Origin of the sequence: Sphingopyxis sp. QXT-31 (assembly GCF_001984035.1) — a bacterium.
In the GTDB taxonomy this organism is placed as follows: domain Bacteria; phylum Pseudomonadota; class Alphaproteobacteria; order Sphingomonadales; family Sphingomonadaceae; genus Sphingopyxis.
Window position 1 is genome coordinate 3,551,386 of the sequence record NZ_CP019449.1, and the last position, 18,209, is coordinate 3,569,594.

17 protein-coding genes are annotated in these 18,209 nt (G+C 63.3%); 11 read left to right on the forward strand and 6 right to left on the reverse strand.

The genetic code is table 11. The features are described 5' to 3' along the window. Window positions 1-38: 38 nt before the first annotated feature. Both BWQ93_RS17085 and BWQ93_RS17090 read right to left on the reverse strand, forming a co-directional pair. Window positions 39-749 (reverse strand): response regulator, encoded by a 711-nt coding sequence (locus tag BWQ93_RS17085; RefSeq protein ID WP_077031544.1) that lies wholly within the window; start codon window positions 747-749, stop codon window positions 39-41. Beyond that, window positions 746-3,262 carry an ATP-binding protein gene (locus BWQ93_RS17090; protein ID WP_077031545.1) on the reverse strand — a complete coding sequence of 839 codons (2,517 nt, stop codon included), beginning with the start codon at window positions 3,260-3,262 and terminating at the stop codon, window positions 746-748. Before BWQ93_RS17090 ends, BWQ93_RS17085 begins: the two co-directional genes overlap by 4 nt. 941 nt (window positions 3,263-4,203) lie before the next feature. Between BWQ93_RS17090 and BWQ93_RS17095 the strand changes: the two genes are divergently transcribed. Then, window positions 4,204-5,220, forward strand: a complete 1,017-nt coding sequence (locus tag BWQ93_RS17095; RefSeq protein WP_232314647.1) for a glycoside hydrolase family 43 protein — start codon at window positions 4,204-4,206, stop codon at window positions 5,218-5,220. Window positions 5,221-5,432: 212 nt separating this feature from the next. On the opposite strand, the gene BWQ93_RS17100 is transcribed toward BWQ93_RS17095, so the two are convergent. Further along, the gene (locus BWQ93_RS17100) at window positions 5,433-5,870 is read right to left on the reverse strand and encodes a group I truncated hemoglobin (RefSeq protein WP_443029349.1); all 438 of its coding nucleotides are present in this window, start codon (window positions 5,868-5,870) and stop codon (window positions 5,433-5,435) included. Window positions 5,871-5,966: 96 nt separating this feature from the next. After that, entirely contained in the window at window positions 5,967-6,854 is an 888-nt protein-coding gene (locus tag BWQ93_RS17105; RefSeq protein ID WP_077031547.1) for a DUF3034 family protein, read from the reverse strand. A 113-nt stretch (window positions 6,855-6,967) separates the two neighbouring features. On the opposite strand from BWQ93_RS17105, the gene BWQ93_RS17110 reads away from it, so the two are divergent. The 5 genes from BWQ93_RS17110 to BWQ93_RS17130 all read left to right on the forward strand — a co-directional run bounded on the left by BWQ93_RS17110 (window position 6,968) and on the right by BWQ93_RS17130 (window position 11,945). Further along, window positions 6,968-7,564 (forward strand): methylamine utilization protein, encoded by a 597-nt coding sequence (locus BWQ93_RS17110; protein ID WP_232314649.1) that lies wholly within the window; start codon window positions 6,968-6,970, stop codon window positions 7,562-7,564. After that, window positions 7,561-9,873: a putative bifunctional diguanylate cyclase/phosphodiesterase gene (locus BWQ93_RS17115; RefSeq protein ID WP_083720987.1), complete on the forward strand. Its 2,313-nt coding sequence runs from the start codon at window positions 7,561-7,563 to the stop codon at window positions 9,871-9,873. The genes BWQ93_RS17110 and BWQ93_RS17115 overlap by 4 nt, the downstream gene beginning before the upstream one ends. A 118-nt stretch (window positions 9,874-9,991) precedes the next feature. Next, on the forward strand, window positions 9,992-10,567 hold the full coding sequence (locus BWQ93_RS17120) for a sigma-70 family RNA polymerase sigma factor (RefSeq protein ID WP_077031549.1): 576 nt from the start codon (window positions 9,992-9,994) through the stop codon (window positions 10,565-10,567). Beyond that, on the forward strand, window positions 10,560-11,267 hold the full coding sequence (locus tag BWQ93_RS17125) for an anti-sigma factor (RefSeq protein WP_077031550.1): 708 nt from the start codon (window positions 10,560-10,562) through the stop codon (window positions 11,265-11,267). Before BWQ93_RS17120 ends, BWQ93_RS17125 begins: the two co-directional genes overlap by 8 nt. 84 nt (window positions 11,268-11,351) lie before the next feature. Further along, entirely contained in the window at window positions 11,352-11,945 is a 594-nt protein-coding gene (locus BWQ93_RS17130) for a fasciclin domain-containing protein (RefSeq protein WP_077031551.1), read from the forward strand. Between the two features lie 487 nt (window positions 11,946-12,432). Here BWQ93_RS17130 and BWQ93_RS17135 read toward each other — a convergent pair whose 3' ends face one another. After that, window positions 12,433-13,332 (reverse strand): LysR family transcriptional regulator, encoded by a 900-nt coding sequence (locus BWQ93_RS17135; RefSeq protein ID WP_077031552.1) that lies wholly within the window; start codon window positions 13,330-13,332, stop codon window positions 12,433-12,435. A gap of 96 nt (window positions 13,333-13,428) precedes the next feature. Between BWQ93_RS17135 and BWQ93_RS17140 the strand changes: the two genes are divergently transcribed. The 5 genes from BWQ93_RS17140 to BWQ93_RS17160 all read left to right on the forward strand — a co-directional run bounded on the left by BWQ93_RS17140 (window position 13,429) and on the right by BWQ93_RS17160 (window position 16,439). After that, on the forward strand, window positions 13,429-13,758 hold the full coding sequence (locus BWQ93_RS17140) for a YybH family protein (RefSeq protein ID WP_077032495.1): 330 nt from the start codon (window positions 13,429-13,431) through the stop codon (window positions 13,756-13,758). After that, window positions 13,755-14,543 carry an SDR family oxidoreductase gene (locus tag BWQ93_RS17145; RefSeq protein ID WP_077031553.1) on the forward strand — a complete coding sequence of 263 codons (789 nt, stop codon included), beginning with the start codon at window positions 13,755-13,757 and terminating at the stop codon, window positions 14,541-14,543. The genes BWQ93_RS17140 and BWQ93_RS17145 overlap by 4 nt, the downstream gene beginning before the upstream one ends. Further along, a complete protein-coding gene (locus BWQ93_RS17150; RefSeq protein WP_198040411.1) occupies window positions 14,518-14,859 on the forward strand; it encodes a zinc-binding dehydrogenase in 342 nt (113 codons plus the stop codon). Before BWQ93_RS17145 ends, BWQ93_RS17150 begins: the two co-directional genes overlap by 26 nt. A gap of 165 nt (window positions 14,860-15,024) precedes the next feature. Then, window positions 15,025-15,432: a nuclear transport factor 2 family protein gene (locus BWQ93_RS17155; RefSeq protein WP_198040412.1), complete on the forward strand. Its 408-nt coding sequence runs from the start codon at window positions 15,025-15,027 to the stop codon at window positions 15,430-15,432. A gap of 269 nt (window positions 15,433-15,701) precedes the next feature. Next, window positions 15,702-16,439 (forward strand): SDR family oxidoreductase, encoded by a 738-nt coding sequence (locus BWQ93_RS17160; protein WP_077032496.1) that lies wholly within the window; start codon window positions 15,702-15,704, stop codon window positions 16,437-16,439. 106 nt (window positions 16,440-16,545) lie between these two features. On the opposite strand, the gene BWQ93_RS17165 is transcribed toward BWQ93_RS17160, so the two are convergent. Next, complete coding sequence (locus BWQ93_RS17165) at window positions 16,546-18,168, reverse strand: GMC family oxidoreductase (RefSeq protein WP_232314650.1); 1,623 nt, start codon at window positions 18,166-18,168, stop codon at window positions 16,546-16,548. Between the last annotated feature and the right edge of the window lie 41 nt (window positions 18,169-18,209).

The following is an 18,209-nucleotide window of genomic DNA, read 5'->3' on the forward strand; positions in this document are numbered from 1 at the left end:
CGCGAACGTAACAGCCTGTTACAAAGGCCTCGGCCGGATCACTCGCCGTCGGGGACGAGCATATAGCCTTCGCCGCGCACCGTCTTCAGCACCGACGGTTTGGCGGGATCGAACTCGATCTTCTTGCGCAGCCGCGCGATGCGCATGTCGATGCTGCGGTCGTAGGGATCCCATTTCTTGTGATGCGCGAGTTCGAGCAGCTGGTCGCGATTGAGAGGCCGCCGCGCGTGGGTGATGAAGGTATAGAGCAGGTCGTATTCCATCGCGGTCAGCTCGACGCGCTCGCCGACCTCGTTGAACATCGCCTTCATCTCGGTATCGACGACGCAGCGCCCGACCTTGACCCGCGCGGCGGGACGACCAGCCGCCAGATTCGCAGACATCGTCCGGCGCAGGACCGCCTTGATCCGCGCGCGCAGTTCGCCGGGTTCGAACGGCTTGGCCAGATAATCGTCGGCGCCCATCTCCAGTCCGACGATGCGGTCGGTGGTGGTGCCCATTGCCGTGAGCATCAGCACCGCCGCATGACCCTCGCCGCGCAGCCAGCGGGTAAGGCTCAGCCCGTCCTCTCCAGGCATCATCAGGTCGCACACGACGAGGTCGGGGCGAAAGCGCGGCACGATACGGCGGAGCGCGATGCCGTCCTCGGCCGTTTCGACCTCGTAACCGTCACGGCGAAGCAGGTCGACGAGCAGGTCGCGGAGATCGGGATCGTCGTCGCAGACGATGATGCGGGCGCGGCTGTTCATCTCGTCTCTCCCCCTTCGGTGCCGATCATTCCCGCCACCAATGCGCCGAGGCTCGCCGGCGTGAAAGGCTTTTCCAGCACCGGGCAGCCGGCGTCGGCGAGGAAGCCCGCGACGTGGCTGCTCATGGTGTCGCCGGTCACGAAGGCTACCGCCCCGGCAAGATCGGGGCGCTCGGCGGCGATCCACGCGTAGAGGGCCGGGCCGTCCATGTCGGGCATGCGGATGTCGGAGAGGATCAGGTCGAAGCGCGCGCCACGCGCCAGCGCTTGCTGCCCGGCAAGCCCGCCGATTGCGACGCTGACGTCGAGCCCCATCCGCTCGAGCATATCGGCGAGCGTCCCGGCGACGTCTTCCTCGTCGTCGATCACCAGCACGCGCCCGCGGCCGCGCGCGCCTTCTGCCGGTTCGGCGTGGCTGTCGGCGTTGCGCTCGTCGCTCACCGGCAAGGAGACGACGAAGCGCGTGCCGACGTCGCTATCCTCGATTGCGATCGTGCCGCCATGCGCTTCGACGATGCCCAACGAATAGGACAGGCCTATGCCAGTGCCGGCCCCCACCGCCTTGGTCGTGAAAAAGGGGTCGAAGATACGCTGCCGCGCCGCCGGATCGATGCCGGCGCCGTTATCGGTGACGGTCAGCTTGACCGTGCCGTCCTTATGGCGCGAGGCGATAGCGATGCGGCGGTCGCCCTCTACCGTCTCCAGCGCCTGCCGCGCGTTGGTCAGCAGGTTGACGATCACCTGGTGCAACTGGTCGGGGTCGGCCTCCAGCGTCGGCAGGTCGGGCTGCAGGTCGAGGTCGATCGCGATGTTCACCGAGCGCATATGATATTCTGTGAGCTCGATCGCGCCGCGTACTTGGTCGTTGAGATTGACCGGGCGATATTCGGGCGCCTTCCGCCGCGCCATCGCGAGGAAGCTCTGGACGATGCGCGCGCAGCGGTCGGCCGCGCGGCGGATTTTTGCAATGCGGTCGGCGTGCGGCGTCCCCTCCAGATCCTCGCCGAGCAGCGCCGCCTGCCCGATCACTGCCGCCAGCGGATTGTTGAGCTCATGGCTGACCCCCGCGAGCATCGAGCCCAGCGCGGCGAGTTTTTCGGCCTGGTGCAGGCTCTCGCGCGAGGCGGCGACTTCTTCGGCCGCCGCCTTTTCGCGCGTCTGGTCGAAAATAAGCCCGCCGACATGCGTGACCTGACCCTCTGCATTGCGCACCGGAAAGCGCGTGCCGACGATATGGCATTTACCGACCGGCATGTTCACCGATGTCTCGAAAGTATAGGGCTTGCCCTCGTCCATATTGGCCCGAACGGCATCATCGGCCAGATTAGCCCATGATTTGGGTAACAGCGCGCTACCCTGCTGGCCGATGATTTTTTCGGGGGCCATGTTCGCGGCGCCGAAATGATCGGCCAAATAAGAATTGGCCGCGATGATGTTTCCCTCGAGGTTGGAGAGAAACGCAAAGCCGGGCAGATTGTCGAAAAAGGTCTGAAGCGACATGCGCGATTGCTGGAGGTCGAGTTCGGCGCGCCGCTGGTTCGTCACGTCGACGAAATAATTGCCCGCCAGTTCGACCGTGCCGTCCGTCCCGAAGACGGGAAAGGATGTCATGCGAAACACGAATATTTCGCCAGAATCGGCATGAAATTCGGCTTCCTCCGTGCTCGCTTCGGCGTTGACCAGCGGCCGCACCATCGGTTCGGTCAACCGGCGCGCGTCCGGATAGTGGCGCGCAAATTCGCTCACCTTCCTGCCGACCGCGCTTTGCGGGGTCTCGCCATAATAATCGGCCGCATAGCGGTTCATCATTGTGACCCGTCCCTTGCGGTCGATGAAGCTCATGCCGATCGGCGCGTGGTCGAGAAAGGCCTGCATTTGTGCTTGCGTATTTTTGAGCTGGGTCAGCCGGTCCATGACCGGTTTCCAGATCGATGGCATGTCGGGCGGCGGCCGCGGGCTCGATTCATCGGCCTGCGCATAGTCGAGCAAAGCGAAGGCCGGCCGATTGACCATGCGGCGGAGGTAGAAAAAGCTGGCCAGCGTCGGGATGCCGAGCGCGAGGATGAACAGGATCGAGGCGACATTGGCGCCAAGCGCCGCGCGCCAGATCGCGGCGCCGTCGATCGCGGCGCGCAGCTCGATGCCATCCTTGCCAAGCTCGGCGCGGCGAAAAGCGGTGCCCGGCGGCAGACTGGGCAGCCCGGCGACGGGCCGCCCTTCGCGGTCGGCGATGCCGAAAGCGACGCCCTCGGCCGCACTGGCCTTCAGCAGGGCGTCGATCCGCGCGACATCGACACGCTCGCGCGCTTGCATTACGCTTGTCACCGCGGTTTCGGCCGCGCGGACGCTGCGCTCGGCGCCGGCCTCCATCTGGCCGTGGGTCAACCACACGCCCTGGAGCCCCATCGCGAACATGAAGAGAAAGGCGAGGGTATAAGTCACCGCGCGGATCGCGTTCAGCCGTTGCCGCGCCTCGCGCGTGAAACCGATCGACGGGCCGCCGCGGTCAGCCATGGCGGCGGGCGAAAGCGGGGAGGGAAGGCGATGGCACGATTGGCATAGAAGATCCGGCTGGGGTTTCCTTCCTTCGTTAGACGCGCTTTGTAACAAGCGAACCGCGCGCAGCCAGCGCTTTTGTAACGATTGTAACAGCGCGCACGCCGTGGCCGGATCGGCGCGTGGGGCTCGCGAAGTTACAATTGAGACGAAATAGTCTGTCCTACGACATCGGCGCGTGACCGCCCACCGCCACAACCACGCCATCGCCGCAGTGCCGGCCGTTCAAACCATGGAGTGGAAAAGTGGGAAATCTCGATGCCATCACCGTTGCCGCGTGGCGCCGTCGTCGCAATCGCTGGGTAGTTTCAGCCCTATTGCTTAATTGGGGTCTTGTTCTCGCGATGGTCACCATCGCGCCCGGGGCGGCTGGCTAAGTCCGCGATGATGGAACAACTTGCGCGAACTGTCGCCGCGGCACTCGAAGTACTCAATCCGGCCCGGAGTGCAGCCAAACAGGATCCGCCGGCGAGAGGTGATCGTTCCTTGAGCGGCTCGAGCTTGCCTCAGCCGCAAAGAGGTGAAGAACCTCGAACGGCCCGGGACTAGCTCATTCTCCCCCAACGCAGTTATACGTCCAAGCAATATGACGGGGACCGCCGAGCTGCGTAAGGCTGGACTGCGGAATGTCCGCCCTGACGGTATATTCGTGAAAAGCGGACATTCCGCTACCGGGCATTTGAGAGTTTAGTGGCCGGACGATTGCGCTCCTTGTTGCGGTCGTTCCGGCTGCTACAGACCGATTGCCCAACGCCGTTCGTATGGTCACTGTCGGCGTTAAGTCGGGCCTCCTCGGCGCGGCACCACTCGTAATTCGCGGCGTCAGACGCGCCGGAGCGATTGACCACAAGGCAACCCATCACGCATGACCGGCCTCGAATTTTTGTACGCTGGAGAGGATGGCAGGGATGAATCTCGGATATAGCCTGGGCTTGCTCGCCTGTCTTGCAGTGCCCCTCACTGCCGCGGCGGCCGACGGCATCGGGCACCCTGCTAAACAGGGCGAAAATCCAATCGTCCGCGATAAGTTCACTGCCGATCCGGCCCCCTTGGTCGTCGGCGACACGCTCTACCTCTATGTCGGGCACGACCAGGCGCAAGGCGACGAAATGTTCAACATGCGCGAATGGCTGGTCTATTCGACGAAGGACATGAAGCATTGGAAGGCACATGCACCCATCATGCGTGTTGCCGATTTCAAATGGGCGAAGCAGGATGCCTGGGCTTCGCAGGCCATCCGCAAGAACGGAAAATATTGGTTCTACGCCGCGGTCGAGCACGACGACGCCCATCCGGGCAAGGCGATCGCGGTCGCGGTCGCGGATAGCCCGACCGGGCCCTTTGTCGATGCCAAAGGATCGGCGCTGGTTACAAACGAAATGACACCCAAGGGCACGCACAGCTGGGAGGATATCGATCCCACCGTCTTCACGGACGAAGACGGGACGACCTGGATCGCCTGGGGTAATCGTCAATGCTACATCGCGAAGCTGAAGCCCAACATGATCGAGATCGACGGGCCGATCACCGAAATCACACCCCCGCATTTCGAAGAAGGACCGTGGCTGCACAAACGGGGCAAGCTTTATTATCTCACCTATGCCTCGCTCGACCGGACGACGCAGCGCGACGAACATGTCTCATACGCAACCGCGTCATCGCTTGCCGGGCCCTGGACGTATCGAGGCCTGCTGACCGGGCCGGGAAAGAACAGCTTCACCATCCATCCCGGTATCGCAGAGTTCCAGGGGAGGTGGTACATCTTCCTGCACAATGCTTCGCTGGCGATTGGCGATCAGAATGGGGCCGTCGGACGCCGATCAGTCACCGTCGAATATCTCGACTACAATGCCGACGGCACGATGAAGCCGGTGATCCAGACCGACGATGGCGTCTCGGTCCCTGGGCAGCGCTGAAGACCCGAACAAATTCCAAGAATCCTCGTATAGCGACGATCAACCGCGAAACAATCTCGATGCGCTTGCCATCGGAGCCGGCAGTTGCGGGTGCATCGCGCAGTCACAACCGAGATCCACCTCGTCGACGGCAGCTTTTCGCCAAGTCCGACCGACCCGCCTGTCTCCAGACGGCCCAAGCCGCTGACGATCTATCGCTCGTCACAATTTCTCTATCGCGCGATGACATCGCCCGACATCGGAGCGAGTTTGCCGAGGAACCGGTTTTGCACTGCGAAGGGAATTTTTTCCTCGCGCATCGCCGCCTGCAGATTTTCGACCAGCGCGTTCATGTCGCGCATCCGTATGCCGAGATCCTTGTGTGAGGTCGCCATGTCACGCCCACTATAATCGCATCCGGCGTTCAGGATATAGCAGAACTGCTCGAACAGCGTACGCTTTAGCCGAACCATGTCATGCGATGCGAAAATCGCGGCGATGCGCGGGTCGGCTTCCGACAGTTCGACGGTCCGGCTGGCGATGCGCCTGATCCCGTCCTGCCCGCCGAAGGCGGCCGCCATGCCCGGACCTGAAAACGGCGTCGCGCCGGCGTGGCGATTGTCCGGGACATAGGGATCGACCGGAAGTTCTCCGGTCACCGGATCGCGCACCTTTTCCTCGATTCCGAATTCCTTGTCCCAATCGGTGGGGGGCTCGTTCGCGGGTTGGATGAGCAGGGCGGCGGCAAGCAGAAACATGGCAGACCCCTAAAAGGCGAATTGTGCGGAGAGCATCCCGCCGCGTTGCCTGTCGAAAGTGGCGATCGAGCCGAGATCGACATAAGCGGCGGTGACGGTGAGGTTCTTCGTAAGCGCGTAGGCCGCGAACAGGTCGAGCCAATCATCCTCGCGCGCGATCGCCAGATTGTCGGGCTTGGTGCGATATTCGGCGCCGATTACCGCGCGGCGCGACAATTGATAGGCGACCGATCCCTCGAATTGCAGCGAATGATCGTCCTTTCCGGGTGCTCCGAAGCCGAGCAGGCCGGCCTGGTTCGCCTTGGTCAGCCGGGCGGTGGCATTGACCAGCACGCTGTGCGAAAGGAAGAGCTTCGTGGCGCTGAGCGTCACGTCTGTACCCTTTCCATGTGCTGCTCCGACCGCGAGCGCCACCGGGGTGTCGCGATTGCGCTTGTGCTCGATACCGACGCTGATCTGCGGGAGGAGCGGATCGCCATAGACGACGTCGCCCAGCAAGCGCAGCTTCGCCGCGAAGATATCCTGGTTCAGCGTATAACCTTCGCCCAGGCCAAGCGCGGTACCGACGTCGCGGGTATCGAAATTCTGCCGCGCATAGCTCAGCTCGACCCGGTTCGCGATCCCGACGGCAAAACCGTGGCTGTGCCAGCCATAGTCGGGAAGCTCGATCAGCGTGACATGGCCCGACAGGCCGATTCCGCGATCGGTTTCGCGTCCGGTGATCGTCGCCCAGGTGGCGACCCCGCCGCCGCTGGTCCCCTCGATCGTTGCCACGCCATTAGTGAGCAACAGCTTGCCGCCGTCGATCAGCGGTGTCTCCTCGGCATGCGCCGGAGCGGCGAAGCAGGCGATCGCGAGCAAAAGCACGGCGGAGGGGCGAAGAAGAGGCTGGTCCATAACGGCGCAATCGCAGGAAGGCGCAAAGATTGCGTTAACTATGTGCCTCAAAATTTGAGATAATATTAAGCTCTGCCCCGTAGCCGGACAAAATGAGGGGACCAATTCTCATTTTGACGGCGTGCGCGCTGGCCATTCCGCTGGCCGCCTCCTGGGCGGCCGCGCCTGCGGCCGTGCAGGTGCAGGTCGTCGACGAACGCGGCATGCCGGTTCGCGACGCCGTCGTCGAGTTGACGCCCAACGGCGGATGGCGCGGCGGCACGATCCGCTTTGGCTGGAAGTCGGCGATGGCGCAGAAAAGCGTCGCCTTTGTCCCGGGAACGCTGGTCGTTGCCAAGGGCACGGCGGTTGCGTTTCCCAATCTCGATAGCGTCCGGCACAGCGTCTACAGCTTTTCCAAGGCGGCGCGGTTTGAAATCGATCTCTACGGCCGCGACCAGACGCGTTCGCATAATTTCCCGATCGCGGGTACGGTGGCGCTCGGCTGCAATATTCACGACCAGATGCGCGGCTATATCCGCGTCGTCGACACGCCGTTCGCGGGCAAGACCGACCAGAACGGCATCATCCGGCTGACCGGCATGCCGGCGGGCGGCTATCAATTGACCGTCTGGCATCCTCGCGCGCGAACCCCAGGCGGCGAACTCAAGCGTGCGCTCGCAGTCGGCGCCGGCCAGGGCAGCCAGAAGATCGCGTTGAAACTGAAATGACGAGCGTCCCGTCCTGGCGTGCGCAACTTCGCTTCCGGTCGCTCAAGCTGCGGATTGCCGTGGTCTATGCCGCACTGTTCGCCGCGATCCTCGCTGTCGTGCTTTTACTCGCAGGCAATGGCATTGCGCGCTTCGGCGAGGACAGCGCCTCGCGCGACCTCGCCGCCAATGCGCGCGTCTTCGACGAAATTATCGCTCTGCGCGCGCAGCAGATGCGCGGCTCGGCCGACGTGCTGTCGCGAGATTTTGGGTTCCGCGAAGCGGTTGCGACCGGTGACGAGCCCACGATCGAGAGCGCACTCGTCAGCCTGCGCGAACGGTCACGCAGCGATGCGGCCTTCGTCGTCGGCCTCGATGGCGTTATGATCGGATCGGCGGACGCGGCGCTACCACCGGTTGCCGAGCTATGGGATGCGCTCGAGGGCGGACAGGAACATGGTATCATCCGGATCGGCAACAAGCTGGCGCTGGCCGCGGCTTCGCCGATCGAGGTTCCCGATACGATCGGCTGGCTCGTCCTCGCCCAACCGCTCGACGCGGCCGAGATGCAGCGGCTCAGCAAGCTGGCCGCGGTCGATATCGATGCACGGGTCCTGCGCGCCGCGCAGCTGCCCGTCGGTCTGAAGAGCGCATCGCTGGGTCAGGTGATCGAAAGCGGCGACAGCGAACGCGTCCTCCATCATGTGACTGCGCTCCCGGCGCTTCAGCAGGGCCTTCGCCCGCGGCTCGTTCTCGATCACTCGCTCAGCAAGGCGCTTGGCGAATATTCGGGGTTGCAATGGCTGCTCGCCGCGCTCGCTGCCGCCGGACTGACGCTCGTCATCATCCTCAGCTGGCGGGTCGCGCGGACGATTACCCGTCCGCTGAGCGCGCTCGACACCGCAACCCGCCTGCTCGGCGAAGGCAAGGACGCCAAGGTCGAGGTGACCTCGGACGACGAGATCGGGCGCCTCGGCGCCAGCTTCAACGCGATGGTCGCCGCGATCGAGGAGCGCGAACGCCAGATTACGCATGTCGCGCTCCACGACGGTCTCACCAATCTGCCCAACCGCAAGCTGTTTGTCGAACAGCTCGATCAGGCGCTTGCACGGCGCCGCGACGATGCGCGGCTGATGGTCGTCTATGTCGATCTCGACGATTTCAAGGTGGTCAACGACACACTGGGCCATCCAGCGGGGGATGCGCTGCTGCGCAATGTAGCCGCGCACCTGCAGGGTGTGCTGGGCGAGGCGATCGTCGCTCGGCTCGGCGGCGACGAATTCGCGATTCTGCTTGGCGATTTGCCCGCGAGCGAGAATCTCGCCGCGCTCGCCGACAGGCTGCAGGCCTGTTTCGATCGCCCGATCATGATCGACGGGCAACAGGCGGATGCGTCCGCCAGCATGGGCATCGCGGTCGCGCCGGGCGACGGGATCGACGGCACGACGCTGATGAAGAATGCCGATCTTGCGCTCTACCGCGCAAAAAGGGACGGCAAGGCGACCTATCATTTCTTCGAACAGTCGCTCGACGAACAGGCGCGGCACCGCCGCCAGATGGAACTCGACCTGCGGCTGGCGATCCGCGACGGCGGGTTCGAGCTCTATTTCCAGCCACTTTACAGCATGCACGAGGAACGGCTGAAGGCGTTCGAGGCGCTCATCCGCTGGCCACATGCCGACGGCATGATCAGCCCGGTCGACTTCATCCCGCTCGCCGAGGAGACGGGCCTGATCGTCCAGATCGGCGAATGGGTGATCCGCGAAGCGTGCCGCCAGGCCGCGTCATGGCCCGACGATCTGTCGGTCGCGGTCAATATTTCGCCGAAACAGTTTCAGAGCCCGAACCTTGCCACCATCGTGTTGTCGGCACTGGCGTCGTCGGGGCTGCCTGCCGATCGGCTCGAGCTCGAAATTACCGAAAGCATCTTCATATCGAACGTCGAAAAGACGCTCGAGGCATTGCATAGCCTGCGCGCGCTCGGGGTCCGTATCGCGCTCGACGACTTCGGCACGGGATATTCCTCGCTCAGCTATCTGCGTTCCTTCCCCTTCGACAAGCTCAAGATCGACCAGAGCTTCGTCCGCGACCTGACGCAGGGCGGCAACGCCAACGCTATGATCCGGGCGATTACGACGCTTGCCGACGCGCTGGGCATGGAGACGCTGGCGGAGGGCGTCGAGGACGAGGCGCAGGCGGAAATCCTGCGGCAGGAAGGGTGCCACCAGATACAGGGTTATCTGCTGAGCAAGCCGATCGATGCCCGTGCGGTGCATGTTTTCATCGCCGCCATGGCGGACGAGGCCGACGGGCAGCGCCTTAGGGCGTAAGGTCAGCGCATTGCTGCGCACGAGTGCCCTCCGATCCGTATTTCCGGGCGACGGCGTGCCACCACCATCCGCTTGAGTAATTTGGCTTCTCCTATAGGCTGGCGGGGTGACGGCACCGATGCCCCCATCCCGGACCGATGAAGCCCGCGAGGCGCTGGTTGCGGCGCTTGCGGCGGTGGCGCGGCGGGACCGCACCGCCCTGCGGCAAGTCTATGATCTGACGTCGGCGAAACTATTCGGAATCTGCCTCCGTATCTGTGGTGACAGGGGGAGTGCGGAGGATGTGTTGCAAGCCGTTTACCTGAAGATATGGGATCGCGCGGGGCGGTTCGAGGCGGCACGGGCGAGCCCGATCACTTGGCTGGCAGCCATCGCGCGCAACAGCGCGATCGACTGGCGGCGCTCGGCAGTGGCGCGCGGGTCGGGGGCGATGTCGGGCGACGGCGCGGCGCTGGCGGTGGCCGACGAGACCCCGCTCGCCGATCAACAATTGCTCGTGGAAGAAGCGGAGGCCCGGCTGCACCGCTGCCTCGGCGAACTCGACGTGCGCGCGCAGGGCTGCATCCGGTCGGCGTTTTTCGACGGCCTGACCTATGCCGAGCTTGCGGCACGCGAAAATGTGCCATTGGGCACGATGAAGAGCTGGATCCGGCGCGGACTGATGCGCCTCAAGGACTGTCTTGGCGATGGATGAACCCCTGACCCCCGAACAGGATCGCGAAGCGCTCGCCGCCGAGCTCGCGCTTGGCCTGCTCGACGGGCAGGCGCGCGCCGATGCGTTGCGCCTGCGGCTTGCAGACCCCGACTTTGCGGCGCTGGTTGAAGCGTGGGAGGCGAAGCTGTCGCCGCTTTACAGCGAATGGCCGGCGGCCGACCCTGGCGGAGACGTCTGGAACCGGATCGATGCATCGCTCGCCGATGCGCCCGTCAAAGACATTGCGGTAATCGAGACGCACTTGCGCCGCTGGCGCACCGGCGCCTTGCTGTCGGGTGCCGTGGCCGCGGCGCTCGCGCTGGTTCTGCTCGTCCAGCCGACGCCCGCGCCGGTGCCGGCAGCGCCGCAGCTTGCCGTGGCGAGGATCGAAAGCGCCGCCGAGGGACCCGTGGTGCTCGCGCGTTACGACCGGACGAAAGGGGTCATGCGGCTGCAAATTGCGGGGATCGATGCCGGCGCGCTGACGCCCGAATTATGGGTTATCCCAGCCGGTGGCGATCCGGTGTCGTTGGGGCAGATCGGGCGCGCCGGTACGGCGGAGATCGCGTTGCCGGCGCCGCACCGCCCGCTGTTGCGCGACGGCGCGACGCTGGCGATCACGATGGAGCCGATATCGGCGACCCCCCACGCTGCACCGAGCAGCGCGCCCGTTGCGGCCGGAAAAATCATCACCATCTGACCCGCGCCCGCATCCGCGGCGGCCTCCGTTCCGTAGCTGGGACACACTCCGATTCCCCGGGGTGCAAAAAGAGGGAAAAGTTAGATGAAACTTTCCAGAAAATCCGTGTCGCTCGCCGTTGTTGTCCTGCTCGCTTCGGGTTGCATGATGTCGGGCGAGGAGCCGATGGCATCCGATACCACCCCGATGAGCCGTTCGAACCCGATGGTTGGCGGAGCCGCCATGTATCCGGCCAAGAACATCGTCGAAAATGCCATGAATTCGAGGGACCACACGACGCTGGTCGCCGCGGTAAAGGCCGCCGGCCTGGTCGACACGCTGATGAGCCCCGGGCCCTTCACCGTCTTTGCGCCAACCAATGCCGCGTTCGCCAAGTTGCCGGCGGGAACCGTCGACACGCTGTTGATGCCCGCGAACAAGATGATGCTGACCAGCGTGCTCACCTATCATGTCGTGCCCGGCACGATGACGTCGGCCGACCTCGCCGCCATGGCGAGCGCGAACGGCGGCCGCGCGGTTCTGACCACGGTTCAGGGCGCTAAGCTGACCGTGTGGGAAAAGAACGGCGCCTGGTACGTGACCGACGCCAAGGGCGGATCGGCGAAGATCACCATTGCCGACGTGATGCAATCGAACGGCGTCATCCATGTCGTCGATACGGTGCTTATGCCGGGCTGATCGCTCGGTCCATGTCCACCGGGGGGCTCTCCGGTCTGTCTGTACGATTCCCGCAGGCAGGCCGGATGAGTCGTTGATCTTGAAGTCGACCCGCGATCGCGTCTGCGCTTCTGCCAGACGTTTTTCGGTCGTCAATCCATGGGCATGCCGGGCGGGGCGGTCCCGGCCGCTCGACCGGCCATCTTCGAATCAACGCAGTGGCGCCGGGGCCTCCCGAAAAATCGCCTGCCATCACCTAATTTCCAATCGGCTCGGCCCGAAGGCTATGAGGAAATGCGTCGGCGCGTTCCGATGGATGGCCTAAGCTATAGAACGGATCCCAGTTAGGGCTTTCCTCGCTTCCGAAGATGCCGGTTTGGGACAGGGCATATGCTTATTGCGGATGGCGAGCGTCAACCCAAAGGTCTTGCAATTGAAGCGTTGCCTATATCGCGCGGGCATGTAACCCGGCTGCGCTTGTGCGCTTCTTGAACGTGCAGCAGGAGGCTCAGGACTGTGTCGCGAAGTTGCGCGCGAGCGCGATAAAGGCCTGGAAGGCCGCCGAGGGGTTGCGGCGATTGGAATAGTAGAGGCAGAGCGGCACGAGCGGCGGGGTCCAGTCGTCGAGAATGCGTACGAGCCGTCCCGACGCGATGTCGTCGCGTACGTCGGTTTCCATGAAATAGCCGATCCCCACGCCGCTCATGACCGCGATCCGGGTGAGGGAGGCCTCGTCGAGGGTCATCGGGCCCTCGACGTCGAGTTGTAATTCTTCGCCGCCCTTCTCGAACCGCCATCGGAACAAGGCGCCGTTGGGAAGCCGGACGCGCACGCAGGGATAAGCGAGCAGCTCCTGCGGCACCTGCGGGATAGCCCTGTTTTCGAAAAACGCAGGGGATGCGGCAACCGCCATGCGTCGCATCTGCCCCAGCGGTATGGCGATCGCGTCGCTTGGCACCAGATCGGCGCTGCGAACGCCCAGATCGAAACCCGCCGCCACGACATCGACAAGCCGGCCTTCGGTGACGAGGTCGATGTGAACCTGCGGGTAGCGCTCCATATAGTTCAGGACCAACGGCGCCATGATTTCGCGCGCCGCCGTTGCGAAGGCATTGATGCGCAGCGTACCGGACGGCGTCTCCTGCTGAGAGCGCGCCGTATTCATGGCTTTTTGAATGTCCTCGAGAGCTGGCTTGATCTGCTTGACGAAGATACGCCCCGCATAGGTGAGCGAGACACTGCGGGTGGTTCGATTGAATAGCCTCACGGCAAGCTCCCGCTCGAGCTTGCCCACCGCGGCGCTAATGGCTGTGGTCGACATGCCGAGATCGATCGCCGCGGCCCGAAATGAGCCGCATCGCACAATGGCGAGAACCGCCTCGAGCTCAATCAGTGAATGGCGAACCATTGTCCCGTTCTTCTTGACACTCCATGCCGATTTATCGCGATTATCAGGCGAGAGGTCCATCATTAAATCAGTCTCGTCACGAATGAGGAGATGAAGATGTCAATGGACCTACCCAAGCCCATCGCCGACTATGTCGAGGCAAATGCCCGTCTCGATATCGACGGTATGTTGGAGCCTTTCCTGCCCGACGCGGTCTTCATCGACAACGGCAAGCATTTCGAGGGGCAGTCGGCAATCCGGCAATTGTTCGAAGAAGAAGTGATCCCGGTGAAAGCCATCTTCGTGCCCGATGCGGTGCGGGAAGAAAGCGGCGATGTCATCGTCGAGGGGCCCGCACATGGTGACTTCCCGGGCAGCCCGCTGCGCTTCACCTATCGTTTCACGCTCGTGGATGGCGCCATCAAGACCCTGGAGACAACGGTATGAGCATCAAGGCAGATCCCACCGAGTTCACCGGCAAGCGCGTCCTCGTCAGCGGTGGCACCAAGGGCCTCGGCCGCGCCACGGTCGAGCGCTTCCTCGCCGGCGGAGCCCATGTCGTCACGGCCGCCCGCGCGATCAAGGATCCGATCGAGGGCGTCGAATATGTCCAGGCCGACCTGACGACCGCGGAGGGCGGCGAAGCGTTGGCCAAGGCGGCGCTCGAGCGGCTGGGCGGCATCGATATTCTGGCCCATGTCGTCGGTGGTTCGGCGTCGCCGGCGGGCGGTTTCGCCGCGCTGACGGACGACCACTGGCTCGCTGAGCTAAACCTGAACTTGTTGGCTAGCGTTCGGCTCGATCGGCTGCTGATCCCGCAGATGCTCGAGCGGGGCACGGGCACCGTGGTGCACGTCACCTCGATCCAGTCGGTCCTGCCGCTGCCCGAGTCCACCACCGGCTATGCCGCTGCGAAGGCCGCGCTGCGGACCTACAGCAAGTCGATATCGAAGGAGCTCGGTCCCAAGGGTGTTCGGGTCAACATCGTCTCGCCTGGCTGGATCATGACCGAAGCCACCGGCGACTTTCTCGAAATGCTTCGGGCTGCCAGCGGCGGCACGATCGAGGACGCGCGTCAGTCCGTGCTCGATGCCTTGGGCGGAATCTCGATCGGGCGGGGCGCAGAGCCCGAAGAAGTGGCTGACCTCATCGCCTATCTCGCCTCGGACCGTGCCGCTGCGATCCACGGCGCCGAGTTCGTCATCGATGGCGGGACCATCAGCACCGTCTGAGGGTGTCGACAACATCGGCGCCGCGACATGGGCTCACAGCCTGAAGGCCGTCAAACGCGGCGGGGTCCTGGTGATAAACGGGATCACCACGGGCCACGCCGCCGAGACCGATCTGCTGCGGATCTTCGTCGAACAGATCGATATCCGCGGCACCATCATGGGCACGCTCGAGGAGATGAACGCGATGATGCAGTTCGTCATCCGGAACAACATCGAACCCGAGGTCGGCGCGGTGGTACCGATGATCGGCGCGCGCGAGGCGATCCGCGACATGGTCGAGGGCCGCACTCGGGGAAAGACGGTGTTCACGCGGTGACATGATCGACACAGCGCTGTCGGTTCTAGCCGAAAAATCAGAGGTCTGATTCAGGGCAATAAATGAAGTGAAAATTGAAGAATTCCATATTGTTCGCAGTGAGATTCAGAATTCATTGCGAGCGTATTGAACGAATGTAATCGACTCTAACATATGGAGAGTAAAATGGCAGATCAAACCAGTTTTGCTGTGGTAAAACATTTCTACGACAGTTTTGTCCGCGGCGATATCGAGGCCGTGATTGCCACCCTGAGTGATAATCTGGACTGGCGTGAATCGGAAAACTTCTTGCTTGGCGATCGCAATCCCTACTTGACGCCCGCTTCTGTGGTCGAAGGCGTTTTCAACCGCATCGCCAAGGAATTTCAGGATTATCAGGCCGGGCCTACCGAGTTGATCGACGGCGGCGATGTCGTCGTGGCCGTTGGCCGATCGAAAGGCATTATGGCTTCGACCGGAAAGCCGTTCGACGCGCAATATATGCATGTCGTGCGCGTTGCTGACGGCAAGATCGTGAGCTTTCACCAGCTGATCGACACATTTGAGGTGTGGCGTTCGCAGCAAGCCGATTAGACGCAAATCGCGGACGGCAGCGTAAGTGACGACCATCGCTTTCGGTGCCGCCGTTCTTTCGTCGCCGTCGCACTTTTGCTGCCGTCCATTCGCGCGCTGCAGTGAAACCCCCCATCCATACCCCCACTTCCCTATGCGGCGCCCGTGAGGCCAAGCGCCTTGCTAAAGGGCGTTGTGTTGGGGCGAGCCGGCACATTCCAGAGCCAGGTCGTTGGGAGGTCGGACCGCGAGAAGAGCGACCTCATGTCGAACGTCAAATGGAGTTTTCGATGACGCTTGCAGGCAAGAAGGCGCTCGTGACCGGCGGTAGCCGGGGCATTGGCGCGGCAATCGCGAAGACGCTCGCAGCCGAAGGCGCTGATGTCGCGATCACGTATGAGAAGTCAAAGGACTTAGCCGACGCGGTGGTGTCCGGGATCAAGGCCCTTGGCCGCTTCGCCGTGGCAATCCAGGCCGACAGCGCCGACATCGCGGCAATTGCGGCATCGGTCGACAGGGCAGCCGCAGAACTCGGCGGCCTCGACATCCTCGTCAACAATGCCGGGATTATTCGGATGAACAATCTCGCCGATATCGCCATCGACGATATTCAGGCACTCCTCGATATCAACGTGCGCGGACCGATCGTCACGAGCAAGTCGGCCTTATCCCATCTGAAGGAGGGCGGCAGCATCATTACAGTCGGCAGCTTCTTTGCGGATCGCGTGCCGTATGGCGGCTTGGGCGTCTACGCAGCTACAAAGTCGGCTCTTACTGCCTTCAGTCAGGGCCTTGCACGCGAACTTGGACCTAAGGGCATAACCGCGAACATCGTCCAGCCTGGCTCGATCGACACGGACATGAACCCGGCCCACGGACCCTTTGGCGATCCGATGCGCCAGCTGACCGCTTCGGGCCGCTTTGGTGCGGGTACTGAGATCGGGCATGCCGTCGCCTATCTTGCCAGTGACAAGGCTCGATACGTTACCGGCACTATGCTTACGGTGGATGGAGGCGCTAACGCTTGAGCCGGATAAGACGCCCGGCGGCTCCGGCTCACCGCTGCGAGAGGCGTGAGCATCTCCGGCCTTCGGCCCGAAAAATCGGACCGAAGGCCTTTGGATGACGACAGCCCTAGAGACCGTGCTCTGCGCGTAGGCGCGTCGCGGCCTGTTCGCCAATGACTGCGCAGGGAGCTTGCGTATTGCCGGTTGTTACCCTCGGCATGATGGAGCCATCGGCGATGCGCAGGCCTTCGATCCCGTAGACGCTGAGCGAGGCATCGACGACCGACATGTCGTCCTGTCCCATCTTGGCGGTGCCGCATTGGTGCCAATAGGTGACCGCGGAATCGCGAATGAACGCATCGAGTCCGGCGACGTCGCGGTCTCTTGGCATGACCTCTCCCTTGACGAAGGGTTTGAACGCCTCGCCATTGCCAAGCTCGCGACAAAGCTTGACGCATTCGCGCGCGGCTTCGAGGTCAATTGGATCCGACAGCATGTTGGTATTGATCGCCAATGGTTTCGCCGGGTCGGCATCGCGCAGGAGAAGCTGTCCCCGGCTCTTTGGTTGTGCAAGCCCCGCGAACATCGTCCAGCCATGCTCGGGAACACCGAGAGCCGCCGTACGCTCGCTCGGCACGGGAAACTCGACCTGGCAAAAGAGCAGGTCGGGCGCATCGAGATCGGGACGGCTCTTCCAGTAGAGCGTTGCCTCGCTTCCGCTGTTTCGGGGCGCCATCGGCCCTGAAAGCTCCCACATGCAGCCGAAGGACACATGATCCTGCATGTTGCGCCCGACACCGGGCAGGTGCTGGACAACGGGGATCGAATGTCGGTCAAGTTCGGCGCGATCGCCGATGCCCGAGAGCATCAACAGCTTGGGGGTGTTGATCGCGCCGGTCGACAAGATCACCTCGCTTCGCGCGCCGATCGAAAGGATCCGTCCATCCTTTTCCACTTCGACGCCGATCGCGCGGCGCCGATCGAAGAGGATGCGGCGGACATGCGCGCCGGTCACGATCGTCAGATTGGGTCGGTCCGAAACGGGATGCACATAGGCGCGATACAGCGACTGGCGCCGCCCGCCCTGAACGAGCATGTCGGTGATGGCAGCGCCGCCCGGCCCTTCCATCATCGCGCCGTTGGGGCTCGCGAATGTCGGGATGCCTTGCTCGCGCGCAGCGCCGAGCAGAGCGTGTGCGAGCGGGTGCGGATCTTGGGCTGGCTGCACCCAGACGGGACCATCGGTGCCGCGGAACCGCGCATCGGGCGCGCCCTGCCAGTTTTCGATGCGGCGATAGATGTCGAGCACCTTTTCATATCCCCAGGCATCATCGCCCGCTTCGGCGGCAAAATGATCCCAATCGTTTTTGTGACCCCGCGCCCAGACCATGACGTTGATGCTCGATCCGCCGCCGAGGCCCTTGCCCATCGCCATCGACAGTTCGCGGCCGCCGAGATGCGGATTGGGTTCGGCCTGAAAGCCCCAGTCGCGTTCGCTCCCAAGGTTCGTCGGCCAGAGCGCGGGGACCATGACCGAGTCTGCTTCATCGCCGCCGCCCGCCTCGATCAACAGAACCTCAGCGCTGCCGTTCTCGGCAAGGCGGCGGGCTACGACGGAACCCGAGGAACCCGCGCCGCAGACGATAAAGTCATAGCTGTGCTTGAGATTGGCATTGAGCCTCGCTTGGTTCTCGCGGGCGCGTCGGCCAAAATCGGAGTCCTGGCCGGGGGAAGCCTCGGTGATCATCATGTTTTCCTTATACTTTGGGGAGGGGTGGGGACGGACGGTCC

Coding starts and splice junctions, on each gene's coding strand:
- BWQ93_RS17085 (WP_077031544.1), bottom strand. CDS start 749: ATGAACAGCCGCGCCCGCATCATCGTCTGCGACGACGATCCCGATCTC.
- BWQ93_RS17145 (WP_077031553.1), top strand. CDS start 13,755: ATGAGCATCAAGGCAGATCCCACCGAGTTCACCGGCAAGCGCGTCCTC.
- BWQ93_RS17125 (WP_077031550.1), top strand. CDS start 10,560: ATGGATGAACCCCTGACCCCCGAACAGGATCGCGAAGCGCTCGCCGCC.
- BWQ93_RS17090 (WP_077031545.1), bottom strand. CDS start 3,262: ATGGCTGACCGCGGCGGCCCGTCGATCGGTTTCACGCGCGAGGCGCGG.
- BWQ93_RS17105 (WP_077031547.1), bottom strand. CDS start 6,854: ATGGACCAGCCTCTTCTTCGCCCCTCCGCCGTGCTTTTGCTCGCGATC.
- BWQ93_RS17140 (WP_077032495.1), top strand. CDS start 13,429: ATGTCAATGGACCTACCCAAGCCCATCGCCGACTATGTCGAGGCAAAT.
- BWQ93_RS17120 (WP_077031549.1), top strand. CDS start 9,992: ATGCCCCCATCCCGGACCGATGAAGCCCGCGAGGCGCTGGTTGCGGCG.
- BWQ93_RS17165 (WP_232314650.1), bottom strand. CDS start 18,168: ATGATGATCACCGAGGCTTCCCCCGGCCAGGACTCCGATTTTGGCCGA.
- BWQ93_RS17095 (WP_232314647.1), top strand. CDS start 4,204: ATGGCAGGGATGAATCTCGGATATAGCCTGGGCTTGCTCGCCTGTCTT.
- BWQ93_RS17115 (WP_083720987.1), top strand. CDS start 7,561: ATGACGAGCGTCCCGTCCTGGCGTGCGCAACTTCGCTTCCGGTCGCTC.
- BWQ93_RS17160 (WP_077032496.1), top strand. CDS start 15,702: ATGACGCTTGCAGGCAAGAAGGCGCTCGTGACCGGCGGTAGCCGGGGC.
- BWQ93_RS17155 (WP_198040412.1), top strand. CDS start 15,025: ATGGCAGATCAAACCAGTTTTGCTGTGGTAAAACATTTCTACGACAGT.
- BWQ93_RS17150 (WP_198040411.1), top strand. CDS start 14,518: ATGGCGGGACCATCAGCACCGTCTGAGGGTGTCGACAACATCGGCGCC.
- BWQ93_RS17130 (WP_077031551.1), top strand. CDS start 11,352: ATGAAACTTTCCAGAAAATCCGTGTCGCTCGCCGTTGTTGTCCTGCTC.
- BWQ93_RS17135 (WP_077031552.1), bottom strand. CDS start 13,332: ATGGTTCGCCATTCACTGATTGAGCTCGAGGCGGTTCTCGCCATTGTG.